Source organism: Aquimarina mytili (genome assembly GCF_016735115.1).
GTDB classification, from domain to species: domain Bacteria; phylum Bacteroidota; class Bacteroidia; order Flavobacteriales; family Flavobacteriaceae; genus Aquimarina; species Aquimarina mytili.
The window spans coordinates 177,699-196,716 of the sequence record NZ_JAERQJ010000001.1; the positions used below are offsets into that span (position 1 = coordinate 177,699).

Genomic DNA, 19,018 nt, shown 5'->3' on the forward strand with positions numbered 1-19,018 from the left:
TTATAGATTTAGATAACTCTCTTTTCTTTCCCAACTATAATTCTGTTGTATTGTATATCTTATAAAATGGCTAAAACCTGTTGATAGATCGTGCTCAATAAATTCCATTCGTTTAGGTTTAATAATATATCCTCCCCAATATTTAGGTTTGGGTATCGATTTATTTTTGAATTTGGCTTCATAATGTTTTAATCGGGTGTTCAGTATTTCGCGAGATGTAATTACTTCACTTTGTTTAGAAACCCAAGCACCTAATTTACTACCTTCAGGGCGAGATTCGAAGTATCCTTCAGAAAGGTTTTCGGATATTTTAGATGCTTTTCCTGTAATTAGAACTTTTCGTTTTGCCGGTGCCCAATTAAAAGATATAGATACATTATTATTAGCAGTTATTGCTTTTCCTTTTTCGCTCTTATAATTGGTGAAAAAGATAAATCCTTCCCATGTAAAACGTTTTAATAATACGATTCTACTTTTTGGAAACCCATCGATCCCGATTGTAGAAAGAAACATGGTATTAGTTTCGATTTCGGGATGAGCAATATCGACCTCATGAAACCATTTCTGAAAATGTTGTATAGGATTATGATCACTTGATATACTCATCATTTTTAAGTTTTCTACTGTAGATATTAGTAAGTAGTGTCACATATAATACTACCGAGATCGAGCTCAGAGGCATCAAAATGGCTGCAACAAGTGGTGAAAGCTGACCAGTAACTGCAAAATATAAACCTACAATATTATATAAGAAAGATAACACAAAACTTGACTTGATAATTTTTAGAGCCCTTTTTGAAGTTGAAATATAAGTCGAGATTTGATCAAATTTTGAGGCGTCTAATATAGCATCGCAGGCAGGAGAAAATACATTAACATTCTCTGATACTGCAATACCAACATCGCTTTGCGCTAAGGCACCAGCATCGTTTAAACCATCACCAATCATAACTACCTTTTGTTGATGCTGCTGTAACGATTTTATATAATTGAGTTTATCATCGGGTTTTTGGTTAAAGAGTAATTTAGTTTTTTTAGGAAGCAATTGTTTTAAATATTTTTTTTCACCCTCATTATCACCAGATAAGATAGACAGATTATAAGTTTTTGAAAGAACATGAAATACTTTTTTGATCCCGTTTCGATATTGATTATAGAAAACATACTTGCCCTTGTATTGATCATTTGTACTTATATGTACTGCAGTATTAAGTACTTCAGATTCGTTTTGATTGCCTACAAATCTAGAAGAACCAATCTTGATGGTATTCTGCTCTGATTTTCCTTCGATTCCTTTTCCTGTAAACTCTTGATATTCGTCTAGGGGGTAGATATTATGTTCGGCTAAGATTGCATAAAGAGATCTACTTAGTGGGTGATTTGATGCTCGAAGTGTATTTTTTAACAAAGATTCTTCTTCTGATGTTAATTGCAATCCTTGATACTCGATCTTATTTTTTTTATTGGTAGTTATGGTACCAGTTTTATCAAAAATAATAGTATCGGTTTTTGCCAATTGTTCAATTACATCAGCATTTTTAAGATAAAATTTACTTTTCCCAAAGATTCTAAGCACATTTCCTAAAGCAAAAGGTCGTGCTAAGGCCAAGGCGCAAGGACAGGCAATAATGAGTACAGCAGTTAATACATTAATGGCTTTTGAGGCATCGATATATAACCAAAATATAGTAGCCAATACTGCTATGCATAAAATGACCATTGTAAAATACTTACTAATGGTATCGGTTAAATTAACGAAAGATGCAGATTTGTCTTTAGTAAATATATCATTGCTCCATAACTGTGTAAGGTAACTTTGTTCTACCGATTTGAGCGCTTCGATTTCGATAGCTCCTGATAACTGTTTTCCGCCAGCAAAAAGTTTATCGCCAGATAGTTTCGTAACAGATTCACTCTCTCCGGTAACAAAACTATAATCTATTTGAGCATTACCTTCAATAAGAATAGAATCTACAGGAATTAATTCTTCATTTCTAATTAATAACCTATCGCCTTGTTTGATATCATATACTTGTACACTTTCTTCTTTTCTTTCATTCTTTTGTTTTGCCTTTATAACTCGGGTCACTGCAATAGGGAAATAGGATTTATAATCGCGCTCAAATGATAAAAATGAATATGTTTTTTGTTGAAAAAACTTTCCTAATAATAAGAAGAATACAAGCCCCGTAAGGCTGTCAAAAAAACCTGTACCAAGGTCAAAAACGATCTCTGTAGTACTTCTTAAAAATAATACCATGATCCCTAATGCTATAGGAACATCAATATTCAATATTTTAGATCGTAGTCCTTTATATGCAGACACAAAGTAATCCTGAGCAGCATAGAATACCACTGGTAAAGAAAAGCTAAACATTAACCATCTAAAAACATATTTGTATTGCTCTAACCAATATTCTGATATTTCAAAATACTCTGGAAAAGATAAGAACATGACATTGCCAAATGCAAAACCTGCAATTCCTAATTTATATAATAAACTACGATCAATATGTTTTTTCCCAGAAGTATAATCATCAAGACTTATATAGGGTTCATATCCTATAGAACTTAATAAGAGTACTACTTCTTTTAGTGAGAGCTGTTCTTTATGAAAGGTAATACGAACATTTTTTTTTGGAAAATTTACTTGAGAAAAAGTAATACCGGGCTGAAGTTTATGTAAGTTTTCTAGAATCCAGATACAGGAACTGCAGTGTATATGAGGAATGTTTAAGGTAATGATTTGTGTACTGTCATTATTAAATTCTATTAATTTTTCAGCAATAGTATCAGTATCGAGATAATCGTATTTTCCTTTAATTTCTTCAGGGATGGCTCCAGGAGCAGATTGTAGGTCATAATAACAGGATAAATCATGAGTCGAAAAAATATCATATACAGTTTTGCACCCATTACAACAGAATGTTTTTTGATCAAAGTTTATAATTGTTTTACCACAATCGTTTCCGCAGTGAAAACAAGTTGACTCTATCATAGAGATATTGTTTTGCAACAAAATTGAAAAAGTATCACACAATATACTATGATAAATGTCATCATTTCTTAACTGACAAAAATCATAGTTTCTACCTTTGTCATTATCTAGATTTGGATAAACTATCAAAAAGAGCGTAACGATGAGAAAAATAGTAATTCCTACAGATTTTTCTGAAAATGCAATGAATGCCATTCGATATGCTGTTGAGCTTTTTAAGTACGAACGAAGTCATTTTTTTATTCTACATGCATATGCCGATGAAGTTTATGATCATAATGCCTTGGTTTCTCGTGATATTTTTGACGAATTAAAAGAAATTGTACGTCAAAACTCTGATAAGCAATTAGCAAAGATTCTTAAAGAAATACGTAAAATTTCACCAAATCCAAGACATGATTATGATACATTATCAAGTTTTGGAACGTTGATCGATGAGACCAATGACTTAGTAGATAAAGAAAATATTGACATTCTAATTATGGGGACTCGAGGTAAAACAGATGATAGAAATCTTACTTTTGGGAGTAATACATTACAAGTACTTAAGTACGTAAAATGCCCAGTTTTGGCCATTCCAAAAGGGTGTTCCTATGATCAACCCAAAAAAATTCTTTTCCCTACAGATTACTTATTACCCTTTATGAGAAGAGAATTAAAATTATTGAGCACGTTAATTAAAAGTTTTAGATCCAAGATTCATTTTTTACATGTGTCAAACTTTGACAAACTATCAATAAGACAAGAAGATAATAAAGCTTTTATAATGTCATCTCTACCAGAGTCAGAACTTGAGTTTCATAGAGTAGAAGCAGAAAATCTTACTACGGCAATAAATGAATTTATAAAAAAACATGACATAGACTTTTTGGTAATGGTTAATTCTAGGCATTCCTATTTAGAGAATGTCTTATATCAATCCACAATTGATAAAATAGGGTTATCTATCAAGATTCCATTTTTAACAATGCAAAATTTACAACGATACTAACAATGAAACGGATATTATTACCTACAGATTTTTCAGAAAATGCGTATAACGCAATTCGATATGCACTACATTTTTTTAAAGAAGAAAAAGCAACATTTTACTTGCTCAATACTTTTACTCCTGTTTCTTATCATACAGGGTATCTTATTGAAAATCCCACGCCCTATGGTATGGAAGATGTAGCAATGTTAAATTCTAAAAGAGACATAAAACGTACCGAGGAAAGGATAAGGAAAGAGTTTACGAATCCGAAACATGAATTTGTACAGTTATCTGCTTTTAATACTCTTATTGGCGAAATTAAAGAGGTGATAGAAAAATATAATATTGACTTGGTTATCATGGGTACCAAAGGAGCAACAGGCGCCAAAGAAGTTTTTATAGGTACCCATACTATGTATACTATTAAGAAAGTAAAATGCCCAGTGATTGCAGTTCCTTCTGGATTTGATTTTGAAGAACCTAAAGACATTTTATTTCCTACAGATTATCATTTAAGTATAGATAATAGATATTTACCCTTTGTAAAAGAAATATGTAATACTCATGTGTGTAGATTAAATATTTTGAATGCGTACTATGGGGTTCCGTTAAATAATCAACAACAAGAGGTTAAAGATTTTTTGGACGAATATTTCAAGGGCATTGCTCATATATTTCATATTGCTGAGGGAGTAGATGTATTAGAAGCCGTTGAAGATTTTCAGAAAAAGCACAAAATTAATTTACTGGTTATGATTCATAATAAACATTCATTTTTCGAAAATCTTTTGTTTAAACCGGTGATTAATCAAATAGCCTATCATACTAATATTCCTTTTTTGGTGATCCCATCAGAGAAAAGAATACAATAGTTTGAAAAACTTAAAATATAAACCAATGAAACGAATTTTGATTCCTACCGATTTTTCAGAAAATGCATGGAATACCATATTGTATGCTATGCAGTTGTATGGAGATGTTTCTTGTGAGTTTTATATTCTTAACTCATTTGATGTTACTCCTGTGCAACTTATTAGTACGGTGAGTTCGCAACGAGTAGGCCACTACTATGAAGCCGTTAAAATGAAATCTGCACAGACATTGGAAATGGTAATGGCTGATATCATAAATTCTAATCCTGATGAGAAACATGTTTTTAAATCTATCTCAAAACCAGGTACTTTGATAGAAGCAATGGAAGAGTCAATTAATGAGAACCATTTTGATATGATTATTATAGGTACAAAAGGAGCTACCGGCGCTAAAGAAGTTTTTTTAGGAAGCAATACTCAAAAGGTTATTAGAAATATTGATGCCTGTCCAATTTTAGTTGTACCAGAGGATTCTTTTTTTGATAACATTACCGAAATAGCCTTTGCAACAGATTTTGAAAGAATGTACTATAATTCAGAGATAAAGCCAATAGTTGATCTTGCCAAAAGTCATAACGCCACTGTAAGAATGATACATGTATATGATACGCCAAAGTTAAATCAGATACAGCGTTATAATTCGAATAATCTCGAGCATTATTTCAAGTCGATTCCCTATGATTTTCATGTCATCCCTGATTTTTCTACTATAGAAAGAGCCATTCAGGCATTTATCGAAGAACTTGAAATCGATATGTTGGTAATGATTAATTATAAACACAGCTTTATAGAACGACTTACAAGAGAAGCAGTGATTAAAAAAATAACATTTCATACCGCCATTCCTTTTTTAATTATTCCTTCAGATACCTGAGAATTGTCATAGTATTCTTCAGATTTTAGAAATAGTTTTATGTATCACTTATAATACTATTTGTCATGAAACGAATACTTATACCAACCGATTTTTCAGAAAATGCATATAGTGCACTTTTCTATGCTACCCGTTTATTTCAGCACCAGAAATGCCAGTTTTATATCTTGAATACTTTTGATGTAAATACTCCCGTTTTAACCAGCCGGATTGATACAAGTAAAGGGGATTTGTTATATCATCAGCTAAGTAATGAATCTCAAGACAGGCTTTTAGAAACGTACCATTCAATTGTTAGAGATGCAGATGAGTTTGATCACACTTTTGAAACTATTTCTGTTTCCAAAAAATTATCTGAAACCATTAATAAAACCATAAAAAGCAAGAATATTGATCTTGTAGTTATGGGAACCAAGGGAGCAAGTGGTGCTAAAGAGATTTTTATGGGTAGTAATACGGTTAGAGCAATTCAAAAAATTAAAGATTGTCCAATATTGGCTATACCTGATGAATTTGATTTTGAAAAACTTGTAGATATCGCCTTTGCAACCGATTTCAGAAGATTTTATAGTAAAGAAGAACTTGAACCTCTTTTACAAATGGCCTCGTTATTTGATTCAAATATTAGGATCATGCACATCCATGAAGAAGAAAAGTTGGATGAGTTGCAAGAACATAATTTTAAGAAGCTTAAAGAACATCTTGAAGGATACAATTATACATTACATTGGATGTCGCGGTTTGACAAAAAAACGGAAGTGATTAATACGTTCATAGACAAGATGAATATAAATATGCTAGCCATGCTATACTACAAACATAGTTTTATAGAAAGCATTACTCACGAACCTGTTATTAAAAAGATAGGATTTCATGCATCAATACCATTTCTGGTAATTCCAACGGCCAGCTGATAATTATCATAGTTTCCAAGAGTTATGACCCATAAATTTATACTGTAAACCTTAAAAACTTAAGTAATGAAAAAGAAGATTTTATTACCTACCGATTTTTCAAAAAACGCATGGAATGCCATACAATATGCTATAGAATTATATAAAAATGAAACCTGCGATTTTTATATACTCAATGCTTTTAATGCCACTGGCTATGCATTAGAAAGCATGATGGTACCAGAACCTGGAGAAAAACTTTACGAAGAGGCTAAAGAGAAATCAGAACAAGGACTAGGCAAAATTTTACAAAGGTTGAGTTTTAGAGATGAATCTCCTAATCATAAATTCTTTATGGTATCACAATTTAATAACTTACTAGATGCAATCAAGGATATTGTTGATAAAGAAGATATTCAGATGATTATTATGGGGACCAAAGGTAAAACAGCAGCCCAAGATGTTGTCTTTGGAAGCAATACCGTTATGGTAATGGAAAAATCCAGAAATTGTCCTGTGATGGCAATTCCAGAAGAAGCAAGCTACAAAGATCTTGAAGAAATAGTATTCCCTACAGATTATAAAATGAACTTTAAACGTCGAGAACTTCAGGATATCGTAGAAGCTGCAAAAATGAGCGATGCAGCTATTAGAATTTTACATGCATCAAATGGAGACCCTCTTGATGAAGAACAGGAGAACAATAAAAAATTACTAGGAGAAATTTTTGATGGATTACCACATACATTTCATACCGTAACTAATGTTGATCCACAATCTGCAGTACGTTGTTTTGTTGAGAGTAGAGAGAGTGATATGATTACTTTTTTTAATAGAAAACATAGTTTCTTCGGAAGTGTATTTTCTAGACCAATGGTAAAAAGTCTTGGGCGCTATTCTAAGGTGCCAGTATTAGCTTTACACGATTTAAGAAATTAAAAATAGAAATAAGATGAACAAGAATATAGGAATCTGGATGGATAAAGAAAAGGCCCATATTATTACAGTAAAAGAAGATGGGGAAGACATGATTACAATTATATCAAATATTGAAGACTTTCGTATTCATGGTGGATCTGGAACTCGATTAAAAGGAGGACCGCAAGATGTAGTGCAGGACAGTAAATATCTGGAACGCGAAAAAAATCAGTTTAGAGTTTATTTTGCAGAGGTCGCTTCATATCTAAAAGAAGCAGATAAAGTAGCCATTTTCGGACCTGCAGAAACTGGAGAAAAATTTAATAAAGAATTAAAAGAAAAGTATAGAGATGTTAGTGCTAAAGTGGAAGGTGTTTTTAAAGCAGATAGCATGACAGAAAACCAAACAAAGGCCTTGGTAAGAGATTACTTCAAAAAACGCAAGAAGAGTATTGCTTAATCTTTCGTTTACATAATATATTCTGATTCTGAATTAGATCAGCTAACGAGAGTTTTATGTACAATTAATTTCTATGTAAAACTCTCGTTAATCAAATTATCCCCCTGGGTTTAAAAGAATGAATATGCAAAAACAGGATTTTGATATTATAAAATCTTCTGGCGAGCGAGCCAAATTTTCAATTCATAAATTACGCAAATCTCTTAAACGCAGTGGAGCCGATGATCAGTTTGTTGAGCAAATATTATATAAGGTCAGAGATGAGCTATATCAAGGAATTTCTACCAAAGAGATTTATAACCGTGCGTTTGCTTTACTAAAAGAAAAGAAGTCATTTTTTGCTTCAAGATATAAGCTTAAAAAAGCTATATATGAGTTGGGCCCTACTGGATTTCCTTTTGAACGTTTTGTAGCCACCATGTTGAAGTATTCTGGTTATAAAATAGCAGTTGGGCAAAATATTAAAGGAAAATGTGTTTCCCATGAAGTAGATGTTATCGCTAGAAAAAATAATCAATATCTTGTTATAGAATGTAAGTTTCATAGTGAAGAGGGTCGTAATTGCAATGTTAAAGTGCCTCTGTACATTCATTCCCGATATCAAGATATCATAATTCTAAATCAAGAACAGAACAATGGAGATATGACTCCAGATAAAGGTTGGGTAGTTACCAATACGCGTTTTACCAAAGATGCTATTCGATATGGAGAATGCGTGGGATTATATTTATTGAGTTGGGATCATCCGATGGGTAATGGACTTAAAGATAGAATAGATCGTTTAGGATTATATCCGGTAACTGTATCTACATTATTAACCAATCGCGAAAAACAATTTTTATTAAGCCGGGATATTGTATTATGCATGCAGCTTATTAACGACGTGTTTTATCTGGATCATTTAGGGATTTCAGAACAACGAAAACTAAAGATTCTAAATGAAATAAAAATGTTGTGTAATGTCTAAAACAAACCATTATGCCAGCAATTAAAATTCATTTTCTAGGTGCTACCGGAACCGTTACAGGATCAAAGTTTTATATCCAAACACCGCAAAAAAATATACTTGTAGACTGTGGGATGTTCCAGGGAGTGAAGGAGCTTCGGCAATTAAATTGGAAAGATTTACCTATAAATACACCTGATATAGATGTCGTATTACTCACACATGGGCATTTAGATCATACTGGCTATTTACCAAGATTAATCAAGCAAGGGTTTACCGGAGATATTATAGGAACACCTCCTACATTAGCTATAACCGAAATTATCCTTAGAGATAGCGCAAAAATACATGAAGAAGAAGCTGAAAGAGCTAATAAAGAAGGATACTCAAAACATGACCCAGCTTTACCTTTTTATACCAAAAAAGATGCTGAAAAGACAATAGGATACTTTAAGAGTCAGAAAGAAAATACGTGGATTTCTCTATCCAAGGATATTCAATATCGATATAAATATAACGGACATATTATAGGATCTACGTTCATAGAATTAGAACTCTATGGTAAAATTTTCGTCTTTTCTGGCGATGTGGGAAGAAGCGATGATATACTTCTTAATCCTCCCGAAAAACCAAAATGGGCAGATTACCTTTTTGTCGAAAGCACGTATGGTAACAAATTACACCCTGCTGAAGATGTAGAAGAAAAATTAATAGAATTGATTAAAGATACCCTTTATAAAAAGGGGATTTTGATTATCCCTTCTTTTGCGGTAGAAAGGTTACAAGTATTAATGTACATATTGTGGAAATTATATCAAAAAAACCGTATTCCCAATATTCCGATATATGTAGATAGTCCAATGGGGAATAATGTGCTTTCAGTTTTTGAAAATTTTCCGGATTGGCATAAATTATCAATACAAGAATATCATGCCATCTGTAATCATATTAATATTGTTACCTCATATAAAGAAACCTGGGAGGTAATTGATAAACCTCATGCCAAAATTGTTATTGCAGGAAGTGGTATGGTTACAGGTGGTAGAGTGCTTACATATCTAAAACAGTTTGTTGATTATAATACAACCACTATTGTATTAGTAGGTTTTCAGGCCGAAGGAACCCGAGGAAGATTATTACAAGAGGGAGCGCATGAAATTAAATTATTTGGGAAATATTATCCCGTTAGAGCAAAAATTCATCAAATTGAAAGTCTATCTGCCCATGCCGATCAACAAGAATTGTTAGACTGGATGAGCAAGATCAAAAACATACCAGAAAAAGTTTTTTTGATTCATGGAGAAGCTACCGCCGCCGACACATTACGAGTAAAAATACAAGATACACATCGCTGGAAAGTTTATATTCCAAAATTATATGAAGTTATCGAAATCCTGGTTTGATTTTTTGAGATCTCGAACCATGGTTCGCTATCCCTAATTTCCAAAAAACATTCGTGGTTACAAAGTAAAATTTTATGAACACGTAGGTTTTGTTTTTCTTCAAAAAGCTCTCATAACCTGATAATTATCATTTTTTTATTGCTTTTATATGGTTAATTTTCTCAATAGCCTTAAAACTTAGAAAAATGAAAACTGCAATACCACCATCGTCAGGAAAAGAGCTCAAGGAAATTCATTTAGATACATTAGAATGGAAATCCAGCCTTCATTTTATAGAAGTAGAAATTCAATTTATGAATCAATTACTCAATGCGTACATTTTTGAACCCTCAACACCTAATCTTTTTGAACACTTACAAGGATTTAAAGAACAAATTATAATTGCAGAAGAAGAAATTGCATACATACGTAAGAGTATTAATAAGCACGAAAATCAACTGGGAGGGTTATTAGAATATCACACGATTTCTTACGATCATTCATACTATCAAGAGCACGAGTTAATGAAAATAACAGTTGATGATTTCTATAAAAGTTTTAGAAAACTAAAAGCCGATGTTTTTAATTATACTGGAGGTATTCTTAGAAAGAGATGTAAATAAAGTTAAAAAATCTTTAAACTGATATTTGTCATTTGTAAAGGGGCTTAACCATCTTAATTTTAGCAATATAAATAAATTAATAACTCTAATAAACCACACTATTATGTCAATAATTAAATTTAACAAAAACAGATTGCCCTGGATAAATGATAGGGTAGCAACTTGGATGGATACTGATGATTTTTTTGCAGATGACTTTTTCATGAGAGATAAAAATGTTCCTGCAATGAATGTCAAAGAAAATAAAAACGACTTTGAAATTGAACTTGCTGTTCCGGGCTTTTCTAAAAAAGATATCGAAGTGACCCTAGAGAACGATATTCTACATATTTGCGCAAATAGCAGTAAAGAAGAAGTTGAAGAAAATGAAAACTATGCGCGTAGAGAGTTCAATTATAACTCATTTGACCGAAAACTACAATTACCCAGTAGTGTAGACCAAGGCAAAAATGTTAAAGCTATCTACAAAGACGGAATTCTTACACTAAATCTTGTAAAAAAGGAAGACGCTATAGAACCACCTAAAAGAGTGATTGACATAGTTTAGTTGTATGTTGACCTCACAGGTTTTAAAAACCTGTGAGGTCTTTTCTAAGATAAAATACCAATAGTTATGAAATCGAAAGAACCAAATGTGAAATATATTGAGTGGAGAAGTCCAGAGGAGCTGCATGAGACTTCATTAAATTGGGTTTCAGAGCTCAAATTCATAAAAGATGAGCAGCATTTTTTAGATGAATTAATCGAAAATCATATACTACAACTTATTTCTGGAGCAACTTTTGAAAAAAGTAAAGCTGTAGTGAATGCGTTATCTCAAAAAAAGAAAACGATAGATCCTTTATTAAAAAGAATAATTAATCACCATAATGAACTCACTATATTACTCGATGGAATAGATCAACCAAAAGAAGAAAAACAATACAAAGAAGACCATAGGGTATTGCTTGTTGAGATAGCAAACTATTTAAACGAATACAAAAATGTAAAGAGACAGATTTTTGACTTGATCAAGACTATCATGAAACAAGAAAAACAAAAACGGCTATTGCGTTAAAATATTTAGATGTTACGTATTCTCAAAATAATTGTTTTATCCGCTTTAATATTATTCGCCGGGTTTTGGGCGTGGTACGAGTATACATATTCTATGGATACAGTGATTCCTTTTGAGGTTAATGACTCTAACCTAAAAACTAAGGTGTTAATAGCTTCACAAGGAAGTAGATTCAAAGATTCATTAGTACAAGGTATCTTGAAACATTATGAGAAAGATACGATCTACTTTAAAGTAATAGATGTATATACTTTATTTACTGTAAATATTGAAAAATGGGATGCCTTAGTTATTATTAACTCCTGGGAATATGGGAGTCCGCCACGCAATGTTAAAAGATTTATTAAAAACCATCCTGATCGACTGGATAAACTTATCATTTTATCTACCGTAGGAAGCAGTAACATTGCCTTGGAAGATATAGATGTTATATCTGGAGAATCTATTATAGAGAAAACACCACAGTATACCAATGTGGTTGTAGAACGATTAAATAACATTATAAAATAAACCTAAAAATTATGAAAAAACCATATATACTTTTGTTATTTATTGCAGTGGTATTGTATAGCTGTACTTCTAGTGAATTAGTCGAAAATTGGAAGAATCCGGATATTGACACTTTTGAAGCTCAAAAAGTATTGGTTATTGGTATAACTCCTGATGATGGCAATCGAAAAATATTTGAAAAAAAACTAGCATCAGAATTAAAAAAGAGTGGAGTTAATGCAGTAAAGAGCCTTGGTTTCTTTCAGAAAAATTTTACAATCTCACCAAGAACCGAAGAAGAATTAATGGCATTAGAAGAAGAATTAATACAACAAGGTTTTGATGCCATATTACTTTCAAAAGTAGTTGGTATTGAAGATAAAGTAACTGTGGTAAAAGCCTATAGAAATCTTGATAAAAATTTTAAAAGCTTTAGAGATGATTATTTTGAAAATCAGGAAATCTTTCATGATGAAGATTATTACGAAGAATATCAAGTTTTTCATGCAGAATCATCATTGTATTGTATTTGTCCAGATAAAGATCGAGAGTTAATCTGGAGAGGTTCTATAGATATTACAGAACCTGAGAGTACTAAGAAAGCAGTAAATGATTATGTTAAAGTATTGGTATGGGCATTAAAAGGACAGCAATTATTAATTATAGAAGAAGAACTAACAGATGAAGATCTTGATATATAGTGCCAAAGATTTTGAAATACCTTTTCTTGAGAAGGCCAATAATAATGAACATCAAATTAAATATATTCCAGAACGACTTACTACCGAAACCGCGAGATTAGCCTTAGGGTTTGATGTGATTTCTATTTTTTCTGCCGATGATGCCTCATCTTTAGTCCTAGAAAAATTAAAGGATTTTGGAATTAAATACATCACTCTTCGCTCTACTGGATATGACAATGTGAACCTGACTGCAGCAAAAAAACTAAATATCAAAGTGGCTAATACTGCAGGGTATTCACCAAATGCTATTGCAGAACATGCAGTAGCACTTTTACTGGCATTAAATCGCAAGTTAATCCTTTCTAATACCCAGGTAAATAGTTATAATTTCTCATTAAGTAATTTAGTAGGATTTGATCTAGATCAGAAAACAGTTGGTATCATCGGAACAGGTAGGATAGGAAAAGTAATTGCTAAAATAATGCATGGATTTGGTTGTCATATTTTAGCTAAGGATACCTATGAGGATTCTAAATTAAAAGAAAATTATGATGTTTTTTATACCGATTTAGAAGATTTATGTAAACGATCCGATATCATCTTTTTAAGTATTCCTCTTACCACTCAAACACATCATATGATCAATAAGGATGTTATTCAGCATATGAAAACACACACGTTATTAATTAATGTGGCTAGAGGAGGAGTGGTCTGTACTGAAGATATCATACAAGCATTAGAATTAAAAAGAATTGCAGGCTATGGTACAGATGTATATGAGCACGAGAGTGGTATATTCTTCTATGATCATTCGAAAAATAAACCAAAAGATGTTTCCTTGCAAAGTTTGATTAATTTGCCTAATGTATTACTAACTCCACATCAAGGTTTTGCTACTCAAGAGGCGCTTAGTAATATAGCCGAAGCTACATTCTATAATATTAACTGTTGGAGCCAAGATCAACCTGGTAAAAATGAACTTACTGATAAAAATTAGTGGGGTAGTTTATCTTTTAATACTCCATATAAGAAAGTCCCTAAAATAGCCGAAAGGATTACAATAATAATTGGAGTATATCCTGCTCCTAATAGTGCAAACATAGGCCCTGGGCATGCACCTGCAAGAGCCCATCCTAACCCAAAGATAATTCCACCAAACATATATCTACTAAAACTTCTGTCTTTGGGAGTAATGGTTATAGGATCGCCATAAAAAGATTTCACTGAGTATCTTTTAATAAGTTGAATTACAATAACACCTAATCCAACTGCAGAACCAATAATTCCATACATGTGAAAAGATGCAAATTGAAACATTTCATAGATTCTAAACCATGAAGCAGCTTCAGATTTGAATAGAATAATTCCGAAGAAGATACCGATACTTAAATAGATGATAGAGCGCATATACTAAAAGATTAAAGGGAAAATGAAATGAATCATGAGTAAACCTCCAATAAAAAAACCAATTACAGCAATCAACGAAGGTAATTGTAGATTGCCTAATCCAGAGATGGCATGTCCAGAGGTACATCCTCCCGCATATCGAGCTCCAAAACCAACAAGTAGACCTCCAAGTATTAGTAGCAATAAATTTTTGGGACTGGTAAACACATCATTAGAAAATAATATATCCGGCATATATGCATTCCCTGCACTTTCAAAACCTTTAGACCTCAAATCAATAATCATAGCGGGGTTGAGGTCTACCGCAGAGTCCTTGGATAAAAAGGTATTAGCAATAAATCCACCAATAATTACACCAAGAACAACGATAAGGTTCCAGCGTTGCGTTTTCCAATCAAACCTAAAAAAGTCAGATGTTTTGCCCGCACCACAAAGAGTGCACATTGTTCTTAAATTAGAAGACATCCCAAATCTTTTACCAATCATTAGCAATAAAAACATCACTAATGTTATTAATGGCCCCGATACATACCAGGGCCATGGATTATAAACCCAATTCATATACATTATTTTTGGGCGAAATAATTAAATTTATGAAAGGTAGTCAGTAACAAATGTTACATAGCAGTATTTTTATTTCAAAGTTGTAGGACACACATAGTCTGTAGTTTGGATGCCTACCCCTTTAATATCTTTAAATCCACCAGCAATATCAATAAGATTGTGTATTCCTCGACTTTTCAATATAGACGCTGCAATTACAGATCGATATCCGCCGGCACAATGCACATAAAAAGTTTTATCATCAGGAAATTCGGTTAAATAATCATTTAAAAAATCTAAAGGCGAGTTATGTGCTTTATCCATATGTTCAGCAACAAATTCACTTTCCTTTCGAACATCAAAAACAGGAACTTCCTTTGTGGCTACAATATCTTTAAATTCTGATGCAGGGATTGAAGTTATTGTATCATATTCTTTACCCGAGGTTTCCCAAGATTCGAATCCACCGTCTAAATATCCTAAAGTATTATCGAACCCTACACGAGATAAGCGGGTGATGGTTTCTTCTACACGTCCTTTGGGCGCTACTAGCAATATAGGTTGTTGTACATCTGCGATTAGAGCTCCTACCCACGGTGCAAATCCACCATCGATTCCTATAAATATAGATCTGGGGATATGCCCTTTTATGTATTCACTTTGGTGTCTTACATCTAAAACGATAGCTCCGGTTTTATTGGCTATTGCTTCAAAATCTTCTGGCGATAATGGTTTTGTGCCTTGTGCAATTACTTTATCGATATCCTCATATCCTTCTTTATTCATTTTTACATTAAGAGGAAAATATAACGGAGGAGGGAGCAACCCATCGGTAACCTCTTTTACAAACTCTTCTTTGGTCATATCTGCACGAAGCGCGTAATTCATCTTTTTTTGATTGCCTAAAGTATCCACAGTTTCTTTCATCATATTTTTACCACATGCAGAACCCGCTCCATGTGCAGGATATACAATTATATCATCTGCCAATGGCATGATTTTATTACGAAGACTATCATAAAGCGTTTCAGCAAGTTGTTCTTGTGTCATATGTGCCGCCTTTTGTGCAAGATCTGGTCGTCCTACATCCCCTAAGAATAAGGTATCTCCACTGAAGATGGCATGATCTTTTCCATCTTTATCTCTTAGAAGATAAGTCGTGCTTTCCATCGTATGACCCGGAGTGTGTAATGCTATGATGGTAATATCTCCTAGTTTAAATTCTTGATTATCTTTTGCGATAATAGCTTCAAAAGAAGGGTTAGCCTCTGGCCCAAATATAATATCAGCCCCTGTTTCTTTTGCCAATGTAATATGACCGCTCACAAAATCAGCATGAAAATGTGTTTCAAAAATATATTTGATTTTAGCCTGATCAGCATCAGCTTTTTCTATATATGGCTTTACTTCTCTTAAGGGGTCTACAATAGCAACTTCACCTTTACTTTCTATATAATATGCTCCTTGGGCAAGGCATCCAGTATATATTTGTTCTATTTTCATTTGTTCTCTTCTTTACGTATTCTCTAATTGTAGAAAGAAATACTATCTGTTTATTAATTATTTGTCAAAAATACATCAATTATTGTTTCAAAACAGTAACAATTGTTACAAAGCTTAGTTTATGTTATTTCTTTAATAATGATATAAATTCCCATTATCAAAACGAACCATCCAAATCCTTTCTCTAATTTTTTGCCTTCAATATAGTTGGATAAAAACATTCCTATAAAAATTCCTATGACCGAAATAGCAGTAAACATTAATAAGAAGCTCCACTCTATTTCCAGATTTTGAATATCACCAATAAACCCGATAAGAGATTTAATAGCAATAATTAATAATGAAGTGGCTACCGCTTTTTTCATAGGTAGTTTTGCCAACAGCACCAATGCCGGAATGATCAAAAAACCACCACCAGCGCCAACGATCCCAGTTAAAATACCCACTACAAAACCTTCAATTAAGATTAAAGGATAGTTGTACACCTTTTCAGTTTTGGTTTCAATATCATTTTTGTTGTTTTTAATCATTGAAATTGAAGCCAATACCATAATGACTGAAAAAAATATCATAATCCCTATATTTTTAGTAATCATAAATCCTTGAACTGTAAAAAGATCATTCGGTATGGCGGGAACCAGATATTTTCTAGCAATATACACAGCAATTAATGCTGGGGTTGCAAAAACCAATGCTGTACGCAAATCGACCAGACCCTTTCTAAGATTCGTAAAAGTCCCTACAAGAGCAGAAACTCCTACTACAAATAAAGAGTATGCCGTTGCGGTTATTGGATTTATATACATAAGGTAGACAAATACAGGAACGGTTAATATTGAACCACCACCGCCAATTAAACCAAGTACAATTCCAATACATAATGCTCCTGAGAAACCCAGAATTTCAGTTATTTCCATCAATTATTTTTTTGCCAAAAATAATTTTAGGAATTCGGCGATACAGTAACATTTGTTACATACACTAGAGCTGTATTACTTCGATATTATTTCGGTTAAGTTTTACTTTTCCATCATTTTCTAATTTTTTAAGAAGCCTTGAGATAACAACTCTGGAGGTATGTAGATCATATGCAATTTCTTGATGTGTATTGTTGATGATTTTATCTTGGTTAACCTTAGTTTTATCTTTAAGATATTTTAGTAATCGCTCATCCATTTTAAGAAAAGCAATACTATCGATGGTTTCAATAGCTTCATTTAAGCGTTTATGATAACTATCGAAGATGAATCTTCTCCAGGATTTATATTTTGCGGTCCATTCTTCCATTTTTTCAATAGGAATCATAATAAGTTTGGCATCGGTTTCGGCAATTGCCTTGATTTCACTTTTGTGATGCCCCAAACAACAGGATAATGTCATTGCACAAGTATCACCGGTTTCTAAAAAATACAATAGTAACTCATCTCCATCATTATCTTGTCTCAATATTTTTATGGCGCCATTAAGGATTAAAGGCATAGATTTTATATAACTTCCTGGTTTGATTAGCTCAAAACCTTCTGGAATTTCTTTAAAAGTGCCTACTTCATTAATTTCCTCTACAAGTTCGTCTTCAAAAAAGTTTTTGTAATTATTTTTTATCTCCTGAATCATTTTCTTGATTTTTTAGAAATAGTGATATCTGTTGTTTTGCTTCCTCGTATCCCATATCATATACTTTTTCTAAGCTACTACTATTAAAAATACCATGATTAACTAACTTTTTTGGTTGTACTACAATGTCGCATTGTTTAAATTTTACTTCGGCATTGGGCATGGCTCTAAGATAATAAGCGCGTTGCATAACGTTATAAGAGTGTTTAAAATCTGTGATTTTTGGTTTCTTTATTGGTGATACATCTATGCCAATAATAAAGTCGCATTTTTTTTTCAATGGTTGTATCGGAAAATTGTCCAAAATACCGCCATCGGCATACAACTCTCCATCGATCATTACAGGGGTAAAAACTCCAGGAAATGCAGCAGATGCCAATATGGGTTTAATAAGTTCTCCAGTGTCGAATACTTTTGTAGTTCCTTCTACCAGATTTGTAGCGGTTATACATAGTTTTTTCTGTAAGGCTTCAAAAGAATTATCTGGGAAAAAGGTTTTGAGATCATCTAAAAATTTTTCAGAATCTAAGAAACCAGCTTTTTTTCTGGTAAATCGGTTGAATTTAAATATAGGGGTTTTTTTAAAGAAATCTTTAATCTCTTCAGGAGAATAACCACCAGCATACAAAGAACCTACAATAGCACCAGCACTAGTGCCCGAAATATATTTAGGAACTATATTAGCTTCTTCAAAAGCTTGTATGGCACCGATATGAGCAACGCCTTTAAACCCTCCGCCCGATAAAACTAATCCTATGTTTTTTGAATTTTTCATTACATGCA

General features: G+C 32.6%; 22 protein-coding genes. 14 read left to right on the forward strand and 8 right to left on the reverse strand.

All coding sequences use genetic code 11. The annotated features are described in order from the left end of the window. Together pdxH and JJQ60_RS00900 are read right to left on the reverse strand one after the other, a co-directional pair. Complete coding sequence (gene pdxH / locus JJQ60_RS00895) at positions 1-609, reverse strand: pyridoxamine 5'-phosphate oxidase (protein ID WP_201916067.1); 609 nt, start codon at positions 607-609, stop codon at positions 1-3. Continuing rightward, the gene (locus tag JJQ60_RS00900) at positions 590-2,998 is read right to left on the reverse strand and encodes a heavy metal translocating P-type ATPase (RefSeq protein ID WP_201916068.1); all 2,409 of its coding nucleotides are present in this window, start codon (positions 2,996-2,998) and stop codon (positions 590-592) included. The genes pdxH and JJQ60_RS00900 overlap by 20 nt, the downstream gene beginning before the upstream one ends. Before the next feature lie 142 nt (positions 2,999-3,140). Here JJQ60_RS00900 and JJQ60_RS00905 point away from each other — a divergent pair, with 142 nt between their 5' ends. The 14 genes from JJQ60_RS00905 (at position 3,141) to JJQ60_RS00970 (ending at position 14,165) form a co-directional block, all read left to right on the forward strand. Beyond that, complete coding sequence (locus tag JJQ60_RS00905; RefSeq protein WP_201916069.1) at positions 3,141-3,989, forward strand: universal stress protein; 849 nt, start codon at positions 3,141-3,143, stop codon at positions 3,987-3,989. 2 nt (positions 3,990-3,991) lie between these two features. Then, a complete protein-coding gene (locus JJQ60_RS00910) occupies positions 3,992-4,843 on the forward strand; it encodes a universal stress protein (RefSeq protein ID WP_201916070.1) in 852 nt (283 codons plus the stop codon). Positions 4,844-4,868: 25 nt separating this feature from the next. Continuing rightward, positions 4,869-5,717, forward strand: a complete 849-nt coding sequence (locus JJQ60_RS00915) for a universal stress protein (RefSeq protein WP_201916071.1) — start codon at positions 4,869-4,871, stop codon at positions 5,715-5,717. 65 nt (positions 5,718-5,782) lie between these two features. Next, positions 5,783-6,631: a universal stress protein gene (locus JJQ60_RS00920; protein WP_201916072.1), complete on the forward strand. Its 849-nt coding sequence runs from the start codon at positions 5,783-5,785 to the stop codon at positions 6,629-6,631. Positions 6,632-6,697: 66 nt separating this feature from the next. After that, on the forward strand, positions 6,698-7,549 hold the full coding sequence (locus JJQ60_RS00925) for a universal stress protein (RefSeq protein WP_201916073.1): 852 nt from the start codon (positions 6,698-6,700) through the stop codon (positions 7,547-7,549). A gap of 13 nt (positions 7,550-7,562) precedes the next feature. Beyond that, entirely contained in the window at positions 7,563-7,988 is a 426-nt protein-coding gene (locus tag JJQ60_RS00930) for a hypothetical protein (RefSeq protein WP_201916074.1), read from the forward strand. Positions 7,989-8,112: 124 nt separating this feature from the next. Beyond that, positions 8,113-8,955 carry an ATP cone domain-containing protein gene (locus JJQ60_RS00935; RefSeq protein WP_201916075.1) on the forward strand — a complete coding sequence of 281 codons (843 nt, stop codon included), beginning with the start codon at positions 8,113-8,115 and terminating at the stop codon, positions 8,953-8,955. Positions 8,956-8,966: 11 nt separating this feature from the next. Beyond that, positions 8,967-10,337 (forward strand): MBL fold metallo-hydrolase RNA specificity domain-containing protein, encoded by a 1,371-nt coding sequence (locus JJQ60_RS00940; protein WP_201916076.1) that lies wholly within the window; start codon positions 8,967-8,969, stop codon positions 10,335-10,337. Positions 10,338-10,522: 185 nt separating this feature from the next. Then, complete coding sequence (locus JJQ60_RS00945; RefSeq protein WP_201916077.1) at positions 10,523-10,939, forward strand: hypothetical protein; 417 nt, start codon at positions 10,523-10,525, stop codon at positions 10,937-10,939. A 103-nt stretch (positions 10,940-11,042) separates the two neighbouring features. Beyond that, positions 11,043-11,486: an Hsp20/alpha crystallin family protein gene (locus JJQ60_RS00950; RefSeq protein ID WP_201916078.1), complete on the forward strand. Its 444-nt coding sequence runs from the start codon at positions 11,043-11,045 to the stop codon at positions 11,484-11,486. Between the two features lie 66 nt (positions 11,487-11,552). Continuing rightward, positions 11,553-11,996 (forward strand): hypothetical protein, encoded by a 444-nt coding sequence (locus JJQ60_RS00955; RefSeq protein WP_201916079.1) that lies wholly within the window; start codon positions 11,553-11,555, stop codon positions 11,994-11,996. A gap of 9 nt (positions 11,997-12,005) precedes the next feature. Next, on the forward strand, positions 12,006-12,506 hold the full coding sequence (locus JJQ60_RS00960) for a hypothetical protein (RefSeq protein WP_201916080.1): 501 nt from the start codon (positions 12,006-12,008) through the stop codon (positions 12,504-12,506). Positions 12,507-12,517: 11 nt separating this feature from the next. Continuing rightward, positions 12,518-13,186, forward strand: a complete 669-nt coding sequence (locus JJQ60_RS00965; RefSeq protein ID WP_201916081.1) for a hypothetical protein — start codon at positions 12,518-12,520, stop codon at positions 13,184-13,186. Further along, on the forward strand, positions 13,167-14,165 hold the full coding sequence (locus JJQ60_RS00970) for a 2-hydroxyacid dehydrogenase (RefSeq protein WP_201916082.1): 999 nt from the start codon (positions 13,167-13,169) through the stop codon (positions 14,163-14,165). The genes JJQ60_RS00965 and JJQ60_RS00970 overlap by 20 nt, the downstream gene beginning before the upstream one ends. Here the strand turns inward: JJQ60_RS00970 and JJQ60_RS00975 are convergent. The 6 genes from JJQ60_RS00975 to JJQ60_RS01000 all read right to left on the reverse strand — a co-directional run bounded on the left by JJQ60_RS00975 (position 14,162) and on the right by JJQ60_RS01000 (position 19,010). Next, positions 14,162-14,575 (reverse strand): DUF6691 family protein, encoded by a 414-nt coding sequence (locus JJQ60_RS00975; RefSeq protein ID WP_201916083.1) that lies wholly within the window; start codon positions 14,573-14,575, stop codon positions 14,162-14,164. The two genes, JJQ60_RS00970 and JJQ60_RS00975, sit on opposite strands and share 4 nt — an antisense overlap. A gap of 3 nt (positions 14,576-14,578) precedes the next feature. Then, positions 14,579-15,136: a YeeE/YedE family protein gene (locus JJQ60_RS00980; protein WP_201916084.1), complete on the reverse strand. Its 558-nt coding sequence runs from the start codon at positions 15,134-15,136 to the stop codon at positions 14,579-14,581. A 72-nt stretch (positions 15,137-15,208) separates the two neighbouring features. Then, positions 15,209-16,621, reverse strand: coding sequence for an MBL fold metallo-hydrolase (locus JJQ60_RS00985; RefSeq protein WP_201916085.1), 1,413 nt, complete (start codon positions 16,619-16,621; stop codon positions 15,209-15,211). 119 nt (positions 16,622-16,740) lie between these two features. After that, on the reverse strand, positions 16,741-17,538 hold the full coding sequence (locus JJQ60_RS00990; RefSeq protein ID WP_201916086.1) for a sulfite exporter TauE/SafE family protein: 798 nt from the start codon (positions 17,536-17,538) through the stop codon (positions 16,741-16,743). Positions 17,539-17,602: 64 nt separating this feature from the next. Next, the gene (locus JJQ60_RS00995) at positions 17,603-18,235 is read right to left on the reverse strand and encodes a Crp/Fnr family transcriptional regulator (RefSeq protein WP_201916087.1); all 633 of its coding nucleotides are present in this window, start codon (positions 18,233-18,235) and stop codon (positions 17,603-17,605) included. Further along, on the reverse strand, positions 18,213-19,010 hold the full coding sequence (locus JJQ60_RS01000) for a patatin-like phospholipase family protein (RefSeq protein ID WP_201916088.1): 798 nt from the start codon (positions 19,008-19,010) through the stop codon (positions 18,213-18,215). The genes JJQ60_RS00995 and JJQ60_RS01000 overlap by 23 nt, the downstream gene beginning before the upstream one ends. Positions 19,011-19,018 lie beyond the last annotated feature (8 nt).